The organism is Aurantimonas marina (assembly GCF_017183135.1).
GTDB classification, from domain to species: Bacteria; Pseudomonadota; Alphaproteobacteria; order Rhizobiales; family Rhizobiaceae; genus Aurantimonas; species Aurantimonas marina.
In genome coordinates this window covers 21,091-40,730 of sequence record NZ_JADDXW010000002.1, presented here as the reverse complement: position 1 = coordinate 40,730, position 19,640 = coordinate 21,091, and the positions used below count along the sequence as shown (strand labels likewise).

18 protein-coding genes are annotated in these 19,640 nt (G+C 63.0%); 8 read left to right on the top strand and 10 right to left on the bottom strand.

The window, feature by feature from the left end; all coding sequences use genetic code 11:
- Positions 1 to 7 precede the first annotated feature (7 nt).
- The 5 genes from ING15_RS02900 to ING15_RS02880 are packed head-to-tail and all read left to right on the top strand — an operon-like array spanning position 8 to position 4,149.
- A complete protein-coding gene (locus ING15_RS02900) occupies positions 8 to 997 on the top strand; it encodes an ABC transporter substrate-binding protein (protein WP_206453285.1) in 990 nt (329 codons plus the stop codon).
- Entirely contained in the window at positions 990 to 1,868 is an 879-nt protein-coding gene (locus ING15_RS02895) for an ABC transporter permease (RefSeq protein WP_332873756.1), read from the top strand. The genes ING15_RS02900 and ING15_RS02895 overlap by 8 nt, the downstream gene beginning before the upstream one ends.
- The gene (locus ING15_RS02890; RefSeq protein WP_206453284.1) at positions 1,865 to 2,668 is read left to right on the top strand and encodes an ABC transporter ATP-binding protein; all 804 of its coding nucleotides are present in this window, start codon (positions 1,865 to 1,867) and stop codon (positions 2,666 to 2,668) included. Before ING15_RS02895 ends, ING15_RS02890 begins: the two co-directional genes overlap by 4 nt.
- Before the next feature lie 8 nt (positions 2,669 to 2,676).
- Complete coding sequence (locus ING15_RS02885; RefSeq protein WP_206453283.1) at positions 2,677 to 3,432, top strand: ABC transporter permease; 756 nt, start codon at positions 2,677 to 2,679, stop codon at positions 3,430 to 3,432.
- Between the two features lie 33 nt (positions 3,433 to 3,465).
- A complete protein-coding gene (locus ING15_RS02880) occupies positions 3,466 to 4,149 on the top strand; it encodes a fumarylacetoacetate hydrolase family protein (protein WP_206453282.1) in 684 nt (227 codons plus the stop codon).
- Positions 4,150 to 4,206: 57 nt separating this feature from the next.
- Here ING15_RS02880 and ING15_RS02875 read toward each other — a convergent pair whose 3' ends face one another.
- A complete protein-coding gene (locus ING15_RS02875; protein ID WP_206453281.1) occupies positions 4,207 to 4,632 on the bottom strand; it encodes a hypothetical protein in 426 nt (141 codons plus the stop codon).
- A 237-nt stretch (positions 4,633 to 4,869) separates the two neighbouring features.
- Between ING15_RS02875 and ING15_RS19685 the strand changes: the two genes are divergently transcribed.
- Complete coding sequence (locus ING15_RS19685) at positions 4,870 to 4,998, top strand: hypothetical protein (RefSeq protein WP_269812722.1); 129 nt, start codon at positions 4,870 to 4,872, stop codon at positions 4,996 to 4,998.
- 6 nt (positions 4,999 to 5,004) lie between these two features.
- Positions 5,005 to 5,607, top strand: coding sequence for an outer membrane protein (locus ING15_RS02870; protein WP_206453551.1), 603 nt, complete (start codon positions 5,005 to 5,007; stop codon positions 5,605 to 5,607).
- A 183-nt stretch (positions 5,608 to 5,790) separates the two neighbouring features.
- Here ING15_RS02870 and ING15_RS02865 read toward each other — a convergent pair whose 3' ends face one another.
- From ING15_RS02865 to ING15_RS02840, 7 genes are all read right to left on the bottom strand, one after another.
- Positions 5,791 to 5,979, bottom strand: a complete 189-nt coding sequence (locus ING15_RS02865) for a hypothetical protein (protein WP_206453280.1) — start codon at positions 5,977 to 5,979, stop codon at positions 5,791 to 5,793.
- A 124-nt stretch (positions 5,980 to 6,103) separates the two neighbouring features.
- Positions 6,104 to 6,232: a hypothetical protein gene (locus ING15_RS19680; RefSeq protein WP_269812721.1), complete on the bottom strand. Its 129-nt coding sequence runs from the start codon at positions 6,230 to 6,232 to the stop codon at positions 6,104 to 6,106.
- Positions 6,229 to 7,443, bottom strand: a complete 1,215-nt coding sequence (locus tag ING15_RS02860) for a formate dehydrogenase subunit gamma (RefSeq protein WP_232845549.1) — start codon at positions 7,441 to 7,443, stop codon at positions 6,229 to 6,231. Before ING15_RS02860 ends, ING15_RS19680 begins: the two co-directional genes overlap by 4 nt.
- Before the next feature lie 20 nt (positions 7,444 to 7,463).
- The gene (gene fdh3B / locus ING15_RS02855) at positions 7,464 to 8,060 is read right to left on the bottom strand and encodes a formate dehydrogenase FDH3 subunit beta (protein WP_206453278.1); all 597 of its coding nucleotides are present in this window, start codon (positions 8,058 to 8,060) and stop codon (positions 7,464 to 7,466) included.
- A gap of 10 nt (positions 8,061 to 8,070) precedes the next feature.
- Positions 8,071 to 11,277 carry a formate dehydrogenase subunit alpha gene (locus ING15_RS02850; RefSeq protein WP_408628667.1) on the bottom strand — a complete coding sequence of 1,069 codons (3,207 nt, stop codon included), beginning with the start codon at positions 11,275 to 11,277 and terminating at the stop codon, positions 8,071 to 8,073.
- Positions 11,278 to 11,301: 24 nt separating this feature from the next.
- Positions 11,302 to 11,541 carry a hypothetical protein gene (locus tag ING15_RS02845; protein ID WP_206453277.1) on the bottom strand — a complete coding sequence of 80 codons (240 nt, stop codon included), beginning with the start codon at positions 11,539 to 11,541 and terminating at the stop codon, positions 11,302 to 11,304.
- Between the two features lie 729 nt (positions 11,542 to 12,270).
- Complete coding sequence (locus ING15_RS02840) at positions 12,271 to 16,212, bottom strand: vitamin B12-dependent ribonucleotide reductase (RefSeq protein WP_206453550.1); 3,942 nt, start codon at positions 16,210 to 16,212, stop codon at positions 12,271 to 12,273.
- A 549-nt stretch (positions 16,213 to 16,761) separates the two neighbouring features.
- Here ING15_RS02840 and ING15_RS02835 point away from each other — a divergent pair.
- Positions 16,762 to 17,946, top strand: a complete 1,185-nt coding sequence (locus ING15_RS02835; protein ID WP_206453276.1) for a sensor histidine kinase — start codon at positions 16,762 to 16,764, stop codon at positions 17,944 to 17,946.
- Between the two features lie 47 nt (positions 17,947 to 17,993).
- On the opposite strand, the gene gpt is transcribed toward ING15_RS02835, so the two are convergent.
- Positions 17,994 to 18,491, bottom strand: a complete 498-nt coding sequence (gpt, locus tag ING15_RS02830) for a xanthine phosphoribosyltransferase (RefSeq protein WP_206453275.1) — start codon at positions 18,489 to 18,491, stop codon at positions 17,994 to 17,996.
- A gap of 212 nt (positions 18,492 to 18,703) precedes the next feature.
- The gene (locus ING15_RS02825) at positions 18,704 to 19,627 is read right to left on the bottom strand and encodes a multicopper oxidase domain-containing protein (protein ID WP_206453274.1); all 924 of its coding nucleotides are present in this window, start codon (positions 19,625 to 19,627) and stop codon (positions 18,704 to 18,706) included.
- Between the last annotated feature and the right edge of the window lie 13 nt (positions 19,628 to 19,640).

Below are 19,640 nucleotides of genomic sequence, written 5' to 3'. Positions count from 1 at the left end.
GGACATCATGAGAATTTGGACGAAGATGACCGGCACACTCGTCGCAGGGGCTGTTGCCGCGACGATTGGTTTCGGCATTCCGGCGGCCAGCGCCCAGGAAAAGGTCCGCGTCGCGCTCGGCGATGTGGTGTCGGTGGAAACGCTGGCGTTCCTCGTCGCGCTCGACCGGGCCAAGGAAAAAGGCCTCGACTACGAACTGACGTCCTTCGCGGAGGAGGAACTGGCGATCCAGGCGCTGGTCAGCGGCCAGGCCGACATCGGCGTCGGCACGCCCTACACGATCATCCAGAAGGCCAAGGTGCCGCTACGCGCCGTCTTCCAGATGTCGCGGCTGGTGTTCTTCCCGGTCGCGTCGAATGAATACCAGAGCTGGAAGGATCTCGACGGCGAGCCGTTCACCTTCCATGCGCGCGGCACGGGCACCGAGGCGATCGGTAACATCATCGCCGACCGCGAAGGGATCGAATTCGGTCAGCGCAATTACGTCCCCGGATCGGAGAACCGCATCATCGCGATGATGAACGGTACGATCAACGCGACAATCGTCGATCTCGCCAACAAGAACATTCTGATGGCGAAAGCCGGCGACAAGTTCCACGTTCTGCCCGGCCTCGACGCCAAGCCGAGCGACGAACTGATCTTCGCCTCTCAGCAATGGCTGACCGACAATCCGGAACAGGCGGATCTCCTGGTCGAGGAGTTGCTGGGACTGTGGAAGGAGATGAATGCGGATCCTTCCGTCATCGAAACCGAAAGAGCCAAGCGCGACCTGCTCTCCGACCAGCCGCAGGAAATTCTCGACGAGGTTACGCCCTTCTATACCGAGGGCGTGGAGAACGGCCTGTTCGACCCCCAGGGCGGCATGGACACCGCGAAGGCCGATTTCGAGTTCTATACCAAGGCAGGCCAGCTCGACGGTCCGGCCGACAGCCTGAAGGTCGAGGATTTCTGGGACCTCGGGCCGCTGCAGCGCGCGGAGCAGAAGCTCGGTGGCTGAGCATCGCGACATGGGGATGGAGCCTGCCGGGCTCCGCCTCTCCCGGTTCCTGCCCGTCGCAATGGGCGGGCAACCGTCCGCTCTCCGAGACCGGCAGCCCAATGCGGCATATACTTTCCTGACCCATCCGCTGACCCTGCGGATTCTTTCGGTGATCGTGTTCTGTGTCGCGTGGCAATGGGCCGGCCTTGTTCCGATCAGTCCGGCCTTTCCGACCTTCACCGAAACGATGGCCGCGCTCTGGGAGATGCTGGCCGACGGCTCGCTGATCACCGCCTTCTCGATCACGTTGCAGCCGCTGATACTCGGTCTTGTCATTTCCGCCATCTTCGGCGTTGCGGTCGGGGTCGCCATGGGTCTCAACTCCAAGGCTGAATGGGTGGCCTCGCCGATCTTCATCGTCGCGCAGGCAGCGCCGCTCGCCGCGCTCATCCCGCTGATCGTGTTCTCCTACGGCATCGGACTGACGTCGAAGACCATCGTCGTCTGCATCATGGCGATGCCAGTGATCGCGCTGAACTCCTATGCCGCGGTCCGTCATACGCCCGCGTCGCTGGTCGAGATGGGACGCTCGTTTCTCGCCCCGCGCTGGAAGGTGATCACGCGGATCATCCTGCCGGCGGCCAGCCCGGTGATCTTCGCCGGTCTTCGGCTCGGCGCCGCGTCGGGCTTCATCGGCGCAATCCTCGCTGAACTCTTGATCACCCCGACCGGTGTCGGCGACCTGATCACCTACAACCGCTCCATCGCGAACTATCCCGGCATGTATGCCGCCATCCTGTCCATCATCGTGTTTTCCGTGCTGTTCATCGAACTGATCGAGCGCGTCGAGGTCACGATCTTCAGACCCGAGAAGCGAGCCATTTCGTGAACGCCATCGCTCCACTTGCCTTTGCGACTCCGTCACCCGTCACCGATTCCGTCGTCGCCGTCCGCAATGTCAGCAAACTCTATGCTGGCGGGGTCCAGGCGCTGAAAGATGTCAGCGTCGACTTTCCCCGCGGCCAACTCACCTCGCTGCTTGGCCCGTCCGGTTGCGGGAAGACGACGCTTTTGAAGATCATCGCCGGGCTTCTACCGGCGACCGCGGGCGAGGTTCTGGTGAACGATCGGCCCGTCTCCGGCCCCGGTCCAGAACGCGCCTTCGTGTTCCAGGATTTCGCGCTGATGCCGTGGGCAACGGTACTGCGCAATGTCGCCTTCGGCCTCGAATTGCGCGGCATGTCGAAGGCCGATCGCGAGGAGGTTTCCCGCAAATACATCACCCAGGTTGGCCTCGGCGGCTTCGAGGAGCGCTATCCGCATGAGCTGTCCGGTGGTATGCGCCAGCGGGTCGGCCTCGCGCGGGCGCTGTCGGTCGATGCGGACGTCCTAATGATGGACGAGCCGTTCTCGGCCGTCGACGAGCAGACGCGCCGCAAGTTCCAGGAGGATCTGCTGACGCTGGTCGCCAACGAGAACAAGACCTTCATCTTCGTCACCCATTCGATCGAGGAGGCGGTCTACGTCTCCGACCGCATCGTGCTTCTGTCGCCACGGCCGGGCCGGATCGCCGAGATCATCGAGCCGGATATCAATCGCGACGGCGATGCCGACGCGATCCGCCGGCATCCAGTCTATCTCGATACGGTTGACGCCATCTGGCAGTCGCTCAAGACCTATCTGGACTGAGGCGCGGCATGATCATCTTCGGACATCGCATCCCTATGGTCGGCTCGCTCATCCTCTGGGCGATCCTGTGGGAAATCGTCGGCCAACTCGAGGTCACCATCCTGCTGCCGCCGCTGTCGGCCGTTCTCGTCACGCTCGTGGAAATCGTGCCCACCCGCAGCTTCATGTCGGCGCTCGGCGTCACCGCCTATGCCTTCGTCGTCGGCAATCTCATCGCGATCACTGTCGGGGTGCCGCTCGGCATCCTGATGGGCCGCTCGGTCATCGCCGACCGGATCTTCCTGCCCTGGGTCAACCTCTTCCTGTCGGCGCCGCTAACCGCGCTGGTGCCCGTGATCATGGTGCTGTTCGGTCTTGGCCAGACGACCATCATCCTCACCGTCGTCTTGTTCGCGATCTGGATCATCGTTCTCGATTCGCGGGCCGGCGTGCGCTCGATCTCGCCCTCCCTCGTCGAGATGGCCCATGTCTTCGGCGCCAGCCGCTGGCAGGCGTTCCGGCGCATCTACATCTGGGCGGCGCTGCCGGAGATCCTCGCCGGAATCCGTCTCGGCGTCATCCGCGCGGTCAAGGGCGTGATCATCGGCCAACTGCTGGTCTCGATCGTCGGATTCGGCGCGCTGTTCAAGCTCTACGGTTCGCGCTTCCTGATGGAGCATTTCTGGGCCGCGCTGCTGGTCCTGTTCGCGCTCGCCTTCATCCTGGCCGAAAGCCTCGCCTGGCTGGAACGGCGCGTCGACTTCTATGCCGCCAGCCGCGGCTAACCCAACCCCCATATCAAGCAAGGAAAATCGCTCATGTCCCACGTCTTCACGCCCGCCGCGATGCCGGCGCTGCCGGTCCGCGGCTCTACCCAGACGTTCCCGGTCCGGCGGGTCTATTGCGTCGGCCGCAACTATGCCGACCATGCGATCGAGATGGGGCACGACCCCAACAAGGAAGAACCGTTCTTCTTCCAGAAGAACCCGGATAATCTGACGACAAGCGGGACGTTTCCCTATCCCGGCAAGAGCGACGACGTGCATCACGAGATCGAGCTCGTCGTCTGTCTTGGCAAGGGCGGCGAGAATATCCCGCTCGAGGACGCGCTGTCCTGCGTCTATGGCTACGCGGTCGGTCTCGACATGACCCGGCGCGATTTACAGGGCGTCGCCAAGAAGCTGGGCCGGCCGTGGGAAGTCGGCAAGGCGTTCGAGGAATCCGCGCCGGTTTCCGAGATCGTTCCCGCATCGGAAATCGGTCATCCGGATTCTGGCGCGATCTGGCTCAAGATCAATGGCGAAACCCGCCAGAACGGCGACCTCAACCAGATGATCTGGAAGGTGGCGGAATCGATCTCCTACCTGTCCGGCCTGTTCCGGCTGGCGCCCGGCGACGTCATCATGACTGGCACGCCGGCGGGCGTCGGCGCGGTGCAGCGCGGCGACCGGCTCGAAGGCCATATCGACGGGATCGGCGATCTCAAGGTGACGGTGGCCTGAGACCGTAAGAGGGGCGAAGCGAGGGGGATTACCTCGCTCCTCAACGGACGGCCGCGCCTATTCGAAGGCGCGGCCGTTCCATTTCACCGAGCCCCGGCTGCCGCCATGCGCGTTCATCGAAATCGCCGGGACATTGCCGGCACCAACCGTGACGCCGCCGCCGAGCATTTCGTGGACGAGTTTCAGCAGCGGGCCGCGCCGCAGGTAGAACATCACCGAGCAGACCTGCATGCCGCAAAAAGTGCTGCGTCCGAACTGGCCGCCGCTCGCACAGGAAATCCACTCATGCGCGATGATCAAGTCGTCGCGCCCGTCGCCGTCGAGATCGCGCTCGACGATACCGGCCGGATCGATCGAGCCGCGCCCCCCGTCGCAGGCGCTGGCAATCTGCTCCTTGACCAGATAGGCGGCCGCCTTGGAGCGAGCGTCCGCGGGGGCGGCGAGCGCGAGAAGGACGAGGCACGTCAGGAGTCGGATCGACACGGGAGGAATTCTTCCGCTGCGGAACATCTTCTGAAGATGCGGCAGAGAGCAGGGGAAGGCAACAGCGAGTGACGACAGGTCAACGCTCTCATATCGAGCAGCACGGTCCCCGTCCAGAAATGTGGCGCTATCGCCACAATTGCTGATAACATGGAACTTTCAAATGCAACGGCTTGGTGTATCTCCTTGTTGCGCTGACGATTCGCGGCAAATCATTGACACCGAAGGGGATGAATTATGGGTGTGAAGTTGGTTGCTGCGCTGGCCACGGCCACGTTGATCGCGTCGGCAGCCAATGCGGCGGACGTCGTCACTGTGACCGATACGGCCCCGGTGTTCGAACCGGCTTCCACCTACAGCTTCTAGCTCGGGCTGAAGGGCGGTGCCGGGCCGATCATCGGTGATAACGACTTTACATCCGAGCCGACCGCTTTCCGAACGCAACGGATCGACGGCACGATCGATTACGACACCGGCTATGCAATCGCGGTCGAGGCGGGCGTCTATCTGACCCCTAATTGGCGCGCCGGCCTCGAACTAGCCTATGCGAAGATGGAGTCAGAAACACTGAACCAAGGGGTTTTCGCGCCCTACCGCGATAGTTTGAACGGCGATATCGAGGCTTATAACGTCTTCGCCGAGACAGCCTACGAGTTTGGGCCATCCGGCGTGTTCCGTCCCTATGTAAAGGCCGGTGTCGGCGCCGTCCACATCTCGCTCGACAACGTTACCTCGAGCGCGACCTTCCTCGGTGTCGCCGACGATTCCGATACCGTTTTCGCCGGCCGTATCGGCGCGGGCGCGGCGCTGGCGCTGTCGGAGCGGTTCGATCTGATCGCCGAATACGACTTCACCTACGGTGAGGACGCCGAGTTCGAGTTCAGGTTCCCGACGTTTCCGGGGACTGGCACGGCTCCATTCGAGGTGGAGGTCGCCGCGCATCGGGTTCTGGCAGGTATCCGCGCCCGATTCTAAGCGCCTGGAGACCGTACGCCGTAGGTGGGGGCGGACTTGTCGGCAATGGGCCTTTGGAATGACCCATCGACTCGCCCTCATCAGGGCGCCGTGTCGGAAGGGCAACGCTTGCAGCGGTCCGTTGAGCCGTATTTCCAGCCATGATCGCCGAAGCGAGAGCGTGGTCGAACGGTACCGGCGGCGTCAGGCGTTCTTGGTGTCGCGGCCGTCCGGCTCCCTGGCGACGCCCTTGAACTTGCCGTCGGACTGTTTGACCTCCATGAACTCGCCGGTCCGCTCGTCCCGCTTTTGGTGGGTGCCGTCCTCGCGTTCCACCTGAGTGCGGCCGGTGACGGAACCCTTGCGATAGCCTTCGCCGGTGTTGGTCGCCATATCGATCTCCCTTGATCCGGCAGGAAGCCGGATGGATTGCCAGATTGCGTCGATGGCAGACAACGCCGGGGGAGCGGTTTTGTTGCGCGCTGCACTGGTTTTGCCTGCTGCGGGCCGCCCGCGATCAGCGGGGTTCGTCAAGACGAACGTAGAAACTTTCCTCGGCGCTCGGCTGCTCGGCCACCGTAAACAACGCCATCGACAGTCCCGCCAGCACGAGCATAAGCGTGGCTCCGGCGAAAAAAGCCTTCATGTCGTCCGCTCCTCGGGCAATTGAGTGTCAGCGTCATGGTCGCCGGTAACCTTGCGATACCAGATGCTGTGATGCTCCTTCGCCCAGTTGCGGTCCACCTTGCCGGACCACATGGCCGAGAACGCTCCGACCATACCAATCGTGCCGATGTAGATGTGACCGAAAATGAGTGCGATCATGATCAAGGCGATGATCACATGCGAAATCTGTGCGGTCTGCATGGTGTCATAACCGAAGAACAGGAAGGGATACATCAGCACAAGGCCTGACACGAGCAGGGCGATCCCCCCGACGACAACGCCCCAGAAGACGATTTTCTGGCCGGCATTGAACTTGCGGGCCGGCGGATTTTCGCCGTCGTCGCGAAGCATTCCGCCGCCGCGCTTGAGCCATTCCCAGTCGAGGCGGGTAGGCAGATTATGGAGTAGCCAGAATACCACCATCAAGCTCACACCGATCACGAACGGAACGGCGGAGCCCATGTGAAGCCAGGCGCTTCCCCAGGCGAGATCGCTCAGGGCCGCTTCGCCGATCAGCGGCAGCAACACGGGCTTGCCGTAAAGGATGACGAGACCCGTCAGCGCCATGATCACGAAAGCGGAGGCCGTCATCCAGTGATTGGCGCGCTCGGTTGCAGAAAAGCGCTCGATCGTGATGCCGGCTTCTCCTTCGGCAATCTTGACGCGGCCGCGCGCGAAGAGAAACAACCCCAGCGCGGCGAGCACGCCGAAGATGATCCAGCCGCCGCCATAACGCACCGGATCATTGTGTAAGCTGCGCCATGTGCGTCCGCCCGGTTGTTCAAAGGAGGCGGCGTTGCGATAGGGCAGGGACGAGATGCCCTTGATTCGCTTGGCCTCGGGCAGGATTGGCGCTTCGCTTCCTCCAATCTGGAGCCACGAGGAAGCGAGCTGGCGCGGCGCCGCCACCCCGTTGCTAAATACCAGGTCGGCCCCGCCGCCGCCCCCATCGGTATCGACCGGCTCGCCCCGGGTGCTGCCCGCCTGGATGCGGTCTCCCAACAGGTTCGATCGCGCGATCAACGTTTCGGCGGCGACGAGCCGGCTTTCCACCCCATCGCGCGAACTCCCCGCGACGGAGACGTTCGGCTGAACCAGATTCTCACCGGTGAAGCTGATCACCACCACCACCGCGAGAAGCAGGCCGGCGATGAGGGCCACGATGCCGCCCGCTATGCGTGCTGCTGACATGTTCTGCACTCTCCCTGCGTTCAGGTGGCATCGGACGCATGGTAGGCCGTCGTCCACCCCCATGCGCCAGAGCCATATCCCCGGTGATCGGCACGCTCACGGTAGATATCGGAAATGACGTCGCCGTCGCCGGCCAGCAACGCCCGCGTCGAGCAAACCTCGGCGCAAAGCGGCAGCTTGCCTTCGGCAATCCGGTTGCGTCCGTATTTCTCGAACTCGGCCTGAGAGCCGGTCTCTTCCGGCCCGCCCGCGCAATAAGTGCACTTGTCCATCTTGCCGCGTGAGCCGAAATTGGTGTCGCGGGGATATTGCGGTGCGCCGAACGGGCAGGCGTAGAAGCAATAGCCACACCCGATGCACGTGTCCTTGTCGTGAAGGACGATGCCGATGTCGTTCTGATAGAGCGTCGAGACCGGGCAGACCGCGATGCACGGCGCGTCCGTACAGTGCATGCAGGAGATCGCGATCGACTTTTCGCCGGGGTTGCCGTCATTGAGGGTCACGACCCGGCGGCGCACCATTCCCCACGGCACTTCATTCTCGTTCTTGCAGGCCGTCGCGCAGGCGTTGCACTCGATGCAGCGCTCTGAATCGCAAAGAAATTTCATGCGAGCCATGGGATGCTCCTCAAGCGGGTTCGATCCGGCAAAGCGACGCCTTCGATTCCTGCATGAAGGTGACGACATCGTAGCCGTAGGTCATCGCCGTGTTGGCGGCTTCGCCGATGACATAGGGCACGGTGCCCTCCGGATAGCGCTCGGCGATGCTTTCGCCCATCCACATGCCGGCGAAATGGAAAGGCAGAAAGACCGTCCCTTCGTCGACGCGATTGGTCAGCATCGCGGCGACGCGGATGCGGGCACCCTCGGGTGTCGCGACCCAGACCGCGGCACCATCGGAAATCCCGGCGCGCGACGCATCGGCATGGTTGATCTCGGCGAACATCTCCTGCTGGAATTCGGCGAGCCACTTGTTCGCGCGGGTCTCGTCGCCGCCCCCCTCGAACTCGACCAGCCGGCCGCTTGTCAGTACCAGCGGAAACTGGACGCTGTGGTCGTTCTTCTGGACCGACCAATAGGCCGTCGGCAGCCGGAAATCGGTGCGATCCTCATAGGTCCGGTATTTCGGGATGAGGTCGCGGCGTGGCGTGTAGAGCGGCTCTCTGTGAATCGGGATCTGATCCGGGAAGTTCCAGACGATGGCCCGGGCCTTGCCGTTGCCGAACGGGGCGAGGCCATTCTTGATCGCGACACGCTGTATGCCGCCCGACAGATCGGTCTTCCAGTTGATGCGGAGAATCTTTTCGCGTAACGCGCCGCTTTCCGCCAGATCCTTCTGGTCCTTCCCGGCGGCCTTGCCTCCGCTGAACTCGGCTTCACCGATTTCCGCGTTCTTGTCACCGGATGGAGCCGCTCGCCGCCCTGCGCCCTTGCCGCCGGCGTTGTCATCCTTCTTGTGAGCGAGGTAGCCGGCGATCGCCCGCTGGGCCTTTTGCGACATATTCGGGAACTGTCGCCGGACGTTTTGAGCAGTGGCCTGCTCTTCCTTCGCCGTTTCCGACGACGTTGGCTCATCCATCTGCGCGAGAAGGCCCCGCGCCTCATCATCGCTCACTTCCAGTAAAGACGGATGATAGTTACCCATTCCGACCGCGACGACGATCAGTTGCTCGCGAGGCGTGAGCTGGTTCAGGTAGCCCAACTGCTCGAGAACAGCGATGGTCATCTCCGGATAGCCGTCCGGGATCGGTGATCCCTTCGGATAGCTATCCTCGGCCAGGAGGTTCCGGCCTTCGTGCTCGACGCCCCACCGGGCGCGGAACGGCAGCCCGCCCTCGGCGATGGTTTTCGACTGGTCATAGAGGATCGGCGTGCCCGGGTGCTTCATCTCGGGCGGGCCCCAGCAGGGCCACGGAAGGCCGTAATATTCACCCTTCACCGGGCCGCTCATCCCCATCAGGGTGGTCGGGTGGAACAGCTCCTGGTTCTGCATGTGCAGTTTGAGCCGCTCGGGGCTCTGGCCGGTGTAGCCGATGGTCCACATGCCGCGGTTGATCTCGCGAAGGATGTCTTCGGCAACCGGCTCGCCATTCTGGACGCTGATGTGCTTCAGCAATTGATCGGCATAACCCAGCTTTTCGGCGAACAGCCGCGCGATTTCATAGTCGGACTTCGCCTCGAACAGCGGCTCCACGACCTTTTCGCGCCATTGCAGCGACCGGTTGGAATTGGTCACCGAACCGGCACCTTCCATCGTGGATGCGGCGGGCAGAAGATAGATGCCGTCGGTGCGATCGCCCATGACGGCAGTGACCGTCGGCACCGGATCGACGATCACCACAAGATCGAGCTTTTCCAACCCCTTTTTCAGGTCGGGCCCGCGTGTCTGGGAGTTGGGCGCATGGCCCCAGAAGATCATGGCGCCGATGGCATTTGGCTGCTCGACATTTGCCATATCTTCCAGCACGCCGTCGAACCAACGAGAGACAGGAATGCCCTTCTGCTCCATCAGATCCTTCGAGGCGAACCGGTCGCGGACCCACTCATAATCGAGATCCCAGACCCTGGACCAGTGTTTCCAGGCGTTTTCACTGAGACCGTAATACCCAGGAAGGTTATCGCAGACGACGCCGAGGTCGGTTGCCCCCTGGACGTTGTCATGGCCGCGGAAGATGTTGGCGCCGCCGCCCGATTTGCCGATGTTGCCAAGCGCCAACTGGAAAATCGACGCGGCACGGGTCTTGTTGTTGCCGATGGTCGACTGGGTGAGCCCCATGCACCAGATCAAGGTCCCCGGACGGTCCTGCGCAACGATTTCTGCGACGCGCCGGATCTGGTCCTGCGGAATGCCGGTGATGTCGGCGACGATATCGAGCGGGTAGTTGGCAACTTCCTTGCGGATGTCCTCGAATCCGAACACGCGCTGCTTGATATACTCGGCGTCCTCCCATCCCTGCTCGAGGATATAATTCAGGACGCCCCACAGAAATGCCACGTCCGTTCCGGGACGAATGCGCACATACTCGTCGGCGTGGGCGGCTGTCCGGGTAAACCGCGGATCGACGACGATGAACTTCGCGCCGTTCTCTTTGGCGCGCAGGAGATGCTGCATGGAGACGGGGTGCGCCTCGGCGGGATTGCCGCCCAGCAGAAAGATGGATTTGGAATTGTGGATATCATTGAAGGTATTGGTCATCGCGCCGTAACCGTAGGTATTGGCGACGCCAGCCACGGTGGTGGAGTGACAGATCCGGGCTTGATGGTCGGTATTGTTGGAGCCCCACAAGGCGGTAAACTTGCGGTGCAGATAGGCCATTTCGTTGGAAAACTTCGCCGATCCGAGCCAATAGACGGAGTCTGGCCCCTTGCTTTTTCGAATTTCAAGCAGTTGGTCGCCGATCTCGTTGATCGCCTGTTCCCAGGTTATGCGCACCCATTTGCCGTTTTCGAGCTTGGTCGGGTATTTCAGACGCCGAGCGCCGATGGCCAGCTCTCGAGTAGCCGCGCCCTTCGCGCAATGGGTGCCGAGATTGATCGGGCTTTCGAAGGCAGGCTCCTGTCCGATCCAGACGCCGTTCTGGACTTCCGCCCAGATGGAGCAGCCCACCGCGCAAAACGGGCAGATGGTCTTCTTGACCTGCGTACCCGTTTCAGGAGCAGGTTGATTGTCAGTCTGCGCGCTTACCATCCCACTGCGCAGAGCGCTTGCTCCGGCAAGGCCTACAACGGCCAGCCCGGAGTTCCGCAGGAAGCTGCGACGGGAAACCGTCCCAGAGCCAGACCTCGGTGTGGTGCGGCAGGGGCTGCTTGCGGCGGAAGTTTTTTTCTGTAGCACGGTAACGATCCCTGGACTGGCGCCTCAAAAGCGCGACAGCTCGTAATAGCGGCGGATATGGCCGTTCTCCCGATACCCCTCCTGGCTTTCGACGCTGCGAGACTCCTCCGCATCCGCGTCCGCGCTGACGAGGAGACCGCCCACGACCAAGCCGCTCCCCGAGATGCCGCGCAAGAAGGCGCGGCGACTTCTCGAAACAGGAGCGATTTGTCTGCTGTGATCGTCAGCCGGATTTTTCATCCTGACCTCCACTTTCTCCGTCAACCCCGCCAGACATATCGCTTCTCAATCGTCCGTCTAGGTTACCTTTCGAGATGGTAATCGAAATTCGAGGCTGCGCAGGAGCCCCCATCTTTGACCATGCCGATCGACGACGAAAACCATCGCGGCCGGGAACTTTGCGGCTCGCACGATGGGCTTTGCAACCGCTTTTTCCGGGTCGACTAGTTAGCCAGCACCACAAATACCTTGCCCCATGTCCCAGGAGGGCCAAAGATCAACCGATCAACCGATCAACCGATCAGCCGGTCAGCCGGTCAGGCGGTAGGACAGTTTTTCACCGCCAATGTCGATGAAGCCAAGCATGTCCTGCCAGTCGCCGATCACCACAGATCCGCCACCCGGCGTGCTCATGCCGCTGAATTCTCCTGGAACTTTGCCTTGGGCATCAACCAGGGTGGCACCTCTGTAGACGTTCGACACCGGCACCGGGCGGAGTTCCGACGTCTTGGCCGCCGCGAATCTGACACGGACGTCATCGAGGCGCTGCCGTGCCTCGTCCGCCCGGCCATTCTGGAGCAGGCGGCGAACGTCCTTGACGGCGCCTCGCCAGTAAGGAGAGCAGCGGGCTCCTCGGGGAGGGGCGCCCCGCGGACTCTCTCAGGTTCTCCGACTTTTTCATCGAGGTGAGCCAGCTCCATACGAAATCGAGCCAACCTTACGACGTAGAGCCAGATTCGGTGACGCGTCAGGTGACGCGTCAGGCCGACCCCTTCAGCTACAGCCGCTCGTCGACCCGCAGGTGTCGCATTTCAGGCAGGTGCCGTTGCGGACCATCGAGTAGTTGCCGCATTCGGCGCAGCTGTCGCCGGTATAGCCCTTCATCATTGCCATCGCCCGCCGCTCGGCGGTCGATGCCTTCGGCGCGGCCTTGTCCGCGATGTTGGCCGCGTCCTTGTCGCTCGCCGGATAGGCAAGCGGCTGGTCGAACAGCCCTTGCGCCGGAGTGACGTCAGCGGTCCGGGCGGGAGTGGCGACTGGCGCCTCCTCGTAGTTGCGCTTGAAAGCGATGGCCGAGGCCGTTGCCGGTGTTGCCGAGGCCGCCGCCGCGACCACACTGCCGCCCCGGCCGGAATTTGCGGCCGCAGCGACGTTGCCGCCGGGGCCGCTGGTGTTGGCGGCGGCGCGGGCCGAGGCCTTCACCGTCGCCGCGCCTTTCGCGGGCTCGCCGCCGCCGCGATCGCCGGGACCGGTAAGAGTGCCGCCGGCCGGTGATCCTGCCAGCGCGCCGGCCGGGTCATTCGAGACCAAACGGAACTTCGCGGTCTGGCCGCGCACCATGCCGTGCGAGACCGGCGAAACCGGCTGCGGCTTGTCACCATCGACGCCGCGGCCGAGACCCGAAGTGCCGAACTCCTCCGGCTGGACATGAGCGAGATCGTGCCGACCGAGATAGGAGACGGCTAGCTCCCGGAAGATGTAGTCGAGGATACTCGTGGCGTTCTTGATCGCCTCGTTGCCCTGGACCATGCCGGCCGGTTCGAACCGCGTGAAGGTGAACGCCTCGACATACTCTTCCAACGGCACGCCGAACTGCAGGCCGAGCGAGATGGCGATGGCGAAATTGTTCATCATCGCGCGGAAGGCGGCGCCCTCCTTGTGCATGTCGATGAAGATCTCGCCGATGCGCCCGTCGTCGAATTCGCCGGTGCGAAGATAGACCTTGTGGCCGCCGACGATCGCCTTCTGGGTGTAGCCCTTGCGCCGGTTCGGCAGTTTCTCGCGGTCGCGCACCACCCGTTCGACGATGCGCTCCACGATCCGCTCGGCGACCTCGGCCGCGCGGGCGGGCGCCGAGGCGGCAATCAGCGCCGCCGTCGCCTCCTCGACGATGTCCTCGTCCTCGTCGTCATCGGCGATCAGCGAGGCGTTGAGCGGCTGCGAGAGCTTGGAGCCGTCGCGGTAGAGCGCGTTGGCCTTCAGCGCCAGCTTCCAAGACAGCATGTAGGCGGCGTTGCAATCCTCGACCGTCGCCTCGTTCGGCATGTTGATGGTCTTGGAGATGGCGCCGGAGATGAACGGCTGCGCCGCCGCCATCATCTTGATGTGGGATTCAACCGACAGATAGCGCTTGCCGATCCGCCCGCAGGGATTGGCGCAGTCGAACACCGGCAGATGCGCGTCTTTGAGGAACGGTGCGCCTTCCAGGGTCATCGCCCCGCAGACATGGACATTGGCGGCATCGATGTCCTTCTTCGAGAAACCCAGATGCAACAGCAGGTCGAAGGCCGGATCGGAGAGCTTTTCCTCCGGCACCATCAGGGCCGACATCTGCTCGTCGCCGATGGTCCAGCGGTTGAACACGAACTTGATGTCGAAGGCGCTCTTCAGCGACGCGTTGATCTTCTCGATCGTCGCATCGGCAAAGCCCTTGGCCTTCAGCGAGGAGGGATTGATCGCCGGCGCCTGGTCGAGATTGCCGTGGCCGACGGCGTAGGCCTCGATCTCGGCGATCTCGTGCGGGGCGTAGCCGAGCGAGGTGAGGGCCTCCGGCACGGCGCGATTGATGATCTTGAAATAGCCGCCGCCGGCGAGCTTCTTGAACTTGACCAGCGCGAAGTCGGGCTCGATGCCGGTGGTGTCGCAGTCCATCACCAGGCCGATCGTGCCGGTGGGCGCGATGACCGAGACCTGGGCGTTGCGGTAGCCGTTCTCGGAGCCGAGTTCGACGGCCTCGGTCCAGGCCGCCTTGGCGCGGCCGGAGAGGCGCTTGTCGTCGAGCGAGGCGTGATCGAGCGGCACCGGGTCGACCGACAGCGCCTCGTAGCCGTCGGGTAGGCCGTGAGCGGCGCGGGCATGATTGCGCATGACGCGCAGCATGGCGTCGGCGTTGCGCTCGTAGTCGGGGAAGGCGCCGAGATGACCGGCCATTTCGGCCGAGGTCCGGTAGGCGACGCCGGTCATCAGCGCCGAAATGGCGCCGCAGATCGACCGGCCCTCGTCGGAATCATACGGAATGCCGGCGGTCATCAACAGGCCGCCGATATTGGCGAAGCCGAGGCCGAGCGTGCGGTAGTCGTAAGAGAGCTGGGCGATCTCCTTCGACGGGAACTGCGCCATCATGACGGAGATTTCGAGGACGATGGTCCACAGCCGTGTCGCGTGTTCGAAGGCCGCCGTGTCGAAGCGCTTGATGCCGTCCGGTCCGTCCAGCCCTTCCTCGCGGAACTGGATGAGGTTGAGCGAGGCGAGATTGCACGCCGTATCGTCGAGGAACATGTACTCCGAGCACGGGTTCGACGCGCGGATCGGGCCAGCCGCCGGGCAGGTGTGCCAGTCGTTCATCGTCGTGTTGAAGTGCAGGCCCGGATCCGCAGAGGCCCAGGCGGCATAGCCGATCTGCTCCCAAAGCTCGCGGGCCTTGAGGGTCTTCGATACCTTGCCGTCGGTGCGGCGGATGAGATCCCAATCGCCGTCCTGTTCGACCGCGCGCAAAAAGTCGTCCCTGAGAGAGACTGAGTTGTTGGAGTTCTGGCCGGAGACGGTGAGATAGGCCTCCGAATCCCAATCGGTGTCGAAGACCGGGAATTCCAGGTCGGTGTAGCCCTGGCGCGCGAACTGGATGATGCGCTTGGCGTAGTTTTCCGGCACCTGGGCGCGCTTGGCGTCCTTGACGGCGCGCTTCAGCGCCGGGTTCTTCATCGGGTCGAAGCAGTCGCCGTCCGGTCCCTCGCAATTGACGCAGGCCGACAGGATCGCCTTGAGGTGTTTGGAGACGGTCTTGGAGCCGGTGACGAGGGCGGCGACCTTTTCCTCCTCGCGCACCTTCCAGGAAATATACTTCTCGATGTCCGGATGGTCGATGTCGACGACGACCATCTTGGCGGCGCGCCGGGTGGTGCCGCCGGACTTGATCGCGCCGGCCGCGCGGTCGCCGATCTTGAGGAAGCTCATCAGGCCGGACGATTTGCCGCCGCCGGCGAGCGTTTCGCCTTCGCCGCGCAGATAGGAGAAGTTAGAGCCAGTGCCCGAGCCGTATTTGAACAGCCGCGCCTCGCGCACCCACAGATCCATGATGCCGCCGTCATTGACGAGGTCGTCGGCGACGGACTGGATGAAGCAGGCATGCGGCTGCGGGTGCTCGTAGGACGAGGTCGAACGGGTCAGTTCGCCGGAGCGATAGTCGACATAGTAGTGGCCCTGGCCGGGACCGTCGATGCCGTAGGCCCAGAAAAGGCCGGTGTTGAACCATTGCGGCGAGTTGGGCGCGACCTTCTGGGTTGCGAGCATGTAGGCGAGTTCGTCGCGAAAGGCGGCCGCGTCCTTTTCCGAGGCGAAATAGCCGCCCTTCCAGCCCCAATAGGTCCAGGTGCCGGCGAGTCGGTCGAAGACCTGCCGGGCGTCCATCTCGGAGCCATAGCGCTCGGCCTCGGGCAGCTTCGCAAGTGCCGCCTCGTCCGCGACCGAACGCCACAGGAACGAGGGAACGTCGTTCTCCTCGATCTTTTTCAGGCGGGCGGGAACGCCGGCCTTGCGGAAATATTTCTGCGCCAGAATATCGGACGCCACCTGACTGAACTGCGCCGGCACGTCGATATCGGCGAGGCGGAACACCACCGAGCCATCCGGGTTGCGGATCTCGCTCGTCGCCTTGCGAAAGGGGATCGCGTCATAGGCGCCCTTGCCGGCCTCGGTGTATCGGCGATCGATCTTCATGCCCATGACGGTCCCATCCTCGTTTAAAATTTTGCCACAAAGAATCGCCCCGCCGGCGAAGTTCCCCCTCCACCCGGTGCATATCCCGCGATTGTCCGTGATCGCCCATCTTGTGTGAGGGGCATTCAACGATACTATATATAGTGTATTTCGACTGGTTAAGCGACCGTTAATTTCGGATCGCTCGACCGGATCGCGGGCTTTTTCCCGCTTTTCCCTCCGCCTGTGGGCGGAAGGACACGCCTGCCTCCGGTCCCGTCAGGCAGGTGCGCGCCAGCAAGCTAGAGTGAGTCCCGTGGGGTGGTCAACGCAGCCGAAAGTACACTCCGCGAATCTCGCCCCCCGGCTTCGCTTTCACGAGGATAGCGGGGATAAGTCCCGATACTCGTTCCCGTTGTGTCGACGAGGCCGAATCGGCAGCCCGTCTTGCCAGTGTGGTTCAAATATCGCATCAGCGGAGCGACATCGAAGATCGCATTCAGTTTCGGGTGGCGCATGCACCAATCTAAGGGCGACCGCACTGATTTGCGTTCAGGGGCAGCGCGAGTCATGACTGATTTGATGGAGGCAACGGCCAATGAGGGAGTTCGGGTGAAAGACGCGGTGGCTTCACCGGGCGATTCGCGCGCCGGATTGACCGCCGCTGACCTTCTGGACACGGAACCGGAAGTCGCTTTCGACCGGATTACGCGTCTCGCCTCGCGAATCATCGGCGTCCCGGTTTCCCTGATATCGATTCTGGATACCGATCGGCAATTTTTCAAAAGCCAGGTTGGCCTGCCGGACGTTTGGGCCGAGCGTCGGGAAACCCCGCTGAGCCATTCCTTCTGCCAGCATGTCGTGGCCAGCGGCGAGCCGCTGGTCGTCGACGATGCGCGATCGCATCCGCTGGTGCGGGATAATCTCGCAATTCCCGACCTCGGCGTTGCGGCCTATCTCGGGGTGCCGATTCGAACCCCGGACGGCGCCGTCATCGGGTCCCTCTGCGCGATCGATCACGTGCCGCGCGATTGGACAGCGGAGGATCGTCGAGCGATCGAGGATCTGGTGGCGATGCTCGGAACGGAACTGGTGCTGCGCGAAGAGGTGCGATTCCGTCGCGAAGCGGAGGAGCAGGCGCAACTCCTGTCCCGCGAAATGGCCCATCGGGTGAAGAATTCGCTGGCAACGGTCCAGGCGATCGTGTCGCTTTCGCTGCGCTCCAAGCAATCGGCGGAAGCAATCCGCCCGGTGCTTCTCGAGCGCCTCGGCTCACTGGCCAAGACGCAATCTCTGGTAATGACGGCCGACGGAAGGGGCGCGTCGTTCGCCGCGATCGTGGCATCGGAAACCGAACATTACGACGTTGGAACCCGAATCCGCGCGGCAGGTCCCGAGGTCTGGATCAACCCCGGTGATGCGGTGACCATCGGAATGATCCTGCATGAGTTAGCGACGAACGCGGCGAAATACGGCGCGTTGGCGCCGGGCAGGGAAGGGACCATCGATATCGATTGGCAGGAATCGCGGCCGGACGGGGAGGGACGAAGGCTGCTCTTCACCTGGCGGGAGACGGGTCGATCCGATATGTCTGCGGCGCCGAGCTCCGACGATGCCGAGCCGTCAGGCTTCGGCGGTGAGCTTCTCGACAAGCTGATCGTCAGACAACTCGCTGGAACCATCGATCGAGATTGGTCGGATCGCGGGCTCATTTTTATAACGGAGTTTGCCATCGCGGAGCCGGCCTTGGGTTAGGGCGGGTCAGCAGGGACAGTGCGGTTTGCCGCCTTGGTGAGAGGGGTTCAGCCCTTGGTGGTTTTGCCGATCGGCGCCTGAAAGGTCAGGCCGAGATCCCAGGGAAAGAAGATCCAGGTGTCCTGACTGACCTCGGTAATGAACGTATCCACCATCGGCCGGCCTTTCGGCTTGGCGTAGACGGTGGCGAAATGGGCCTTCGGCAGCATCGCCCGAACGAGACCGGCGGTTTTCCCGGTATCAGTTAGGTCGTCGACGATCAGGATACCCTCGCCATCGTCCTCGAGAAGGACCGGCGAGACCTCCTTGAGGACCTTCAACTCACCCTGTTCACTATAGTCATGATACGAGGCGATGCAGACCGTCTCGATCAGCCGTGTGCCGATCTCGCGGGCGATGATGGCCGCCGGCACGAGGCCGCCGCGGGTGATGCAGACGATCGCCTTCCAGTCCGACCGCATTCCGGCGAGCCGCCAGGCCAGGGCCCTGGCATCGCGGTGGAACTGGTCCCAGGAGACGGGGAAGGATTTGTCGACCGTGGACATGATGGCGGCTCTCCGGCTGGGGCGGCAAAGCGGATGCGATAGAGGTATGCGAAAGGCAAGGCAAGCAGTCTGAAGGCAGCGCGGATGAACCGTTGTCACCGGGCCGAACGCCGCCGCGGTAACGATCCTCGAAACGTGCGGAAAATCGCCAAGTGTCAGAGGGCTCACACGGACACCGCTGAAGGGTCTGGCGTGACCTGCTGACGCAGAGCCTACATCGCCATGCTCAGGCCGGGTGTCGCCATCTGCCCCATCATGCCGAACTGCATGTGATACGGGAACATGCACATGAACATCCATGCGCCAGGTTTCGCGATGCGCATGGTCACCTCGAAGCTTTGGCCGGGCAGGATGAGCGAGCGCTCATAGGGCGCCTCGTGTTCCAGAAGGTTCCAGTCCGCCCGCTCGAGCCGATAGCCGATCGCCTGCATGTTCGCCATCGGCATGAACATGAACTCATGGGGGATCTCGCCGGCATTGCGGATTTTCAACCGGATGCGCTCGCCCGGCTGCACATCCAGCTCGCCAATCGAATAGCCCCATTCCCGCATCGTCATTTCGATTTCGCGATCGACAGAGGCATCGGCAGCCAGGACGACCAGCCCGTCACCGCCAGCATTGTCTGGGACTTCGCCGGACATTCCCGGCATGTCCGCCACGCCGTCGTCGGCGGGCTGGGCCGTCTGTTCGGTCGCCATCTCCATCGGCGCGTCGGTGGAAGTCGAGCCACTGTCGGCAGCCTCGTCGTTCATGCCCGGCATAGCCGCCATATCGTCATTGGTGGGCTGCGTCGTTTGCTCCTCGTTCACTAAAGCGGCGCCGTCTCCGGCCATGTCCATTGGCGCCGCACCATCCATCTGCATGCCGCTCATTCCCGGCATGGCGCCCATCGCCTCCCGGGCGGCGGCGATTCTTGCCTCGTCCTCGGCGGGCTCCTCGAAGACGCCATGGCCGACATCGTCGTTTTCCGACAGGCTGTCCGGATCGGGGAACAGGCCCGCCTCGACGTAGCCAGCCAGCGCCGACTGATCCGGAACGGCCTGGAACGCCGCCGGCCCGATGCCTTGCGGGAGCACAAGATAAAGCGCCCCGGCGATCGCGACCACACCGACCAGCGTGAACAATCTGAGGATCATTGCCGGGGCCTCC

Coding starts and splice junctions, on each gene's coding strand:
- fdh3B (WP_206453278.1), bottom strand. CDS start 8,060: ATGGCTCGCATGAAATTTCTTTGCGATTCAGAGCGCTGCATCGAGTGC.
- gpt (WP_206453275.1), bottom strand. CDS start 18,491: ATGTCCACGGTCGACAAATCCTTCCCCGTCTCCTGGGACCAGTTCCAC.
- ING15_RS02860 (WP_232845549.1), bottom strand. CDS start 7,443: ATGTCAGCAGCACGCATAGCGGGCGGCATCGTGGCCCTCATCGCCGGC.
- ING15_RS19685 (WP_269812722.1), top strand. CDS start 4,870: ATGGGTGTGAAGTTGGTTGCTGCGCTGGCCACGGCCACGTTGATCGCG.
- ING15_RS19680 (WP_269812721.1), bottom strand. CDS start 6,232: ATGAAGGCTTTTTTCGCCGGAGCCACGCTTATGCTCGTGCTGGCGGGA.
- ING15_RS02900 (WP_206453285.1), top strand. CDS start 8: ATGAGAATTTGGACGAAGATGACCGGCACACTCGTCGCAGGGGCTGTT.
- ING15_RS02880 (WP_206453282.1), top strand. CDS start 3,466: ATGTCCCACGTCTTCACGCCCGCCGCGATGCCGGCGCTGCCGGTCCGC.
- ING15_RS02825 (WP_206453274.1), bottom strand. CDS start 19,627: ATGATCCTCAGATTGTTCACGCTGGTCGGTGTGGTCGCGATCGCCGGG.
- ING15_RS02840 (WP_206453550.1), bottom strand. CDS start 16,212: ATGAAGATCGATCGCCGATACACCGAGGCCGGCAAGGGCGCCTATGAC.
- ING15_RS02885 (WP_206453283.1), top strand. CDS start 2,677: ATGATCATCTTCGGACATCGCATCCCTATGGTCGGCTCGCTCATCCTC.
- ING15_RS02865 (WP_206453280.1), bottom strand. CDS start 5,979: ATGGCGACCAACACCGGCGAAGGCTATCGCAAGGGTTCCGTCACCGGC.
- ING15_RS02835 (WP_206453276.1), top strand. CDS start 16,762: ATGACTGATTTGATGGAGGCAACGGCCAATGAGGGAGTTCGGGTGAAA.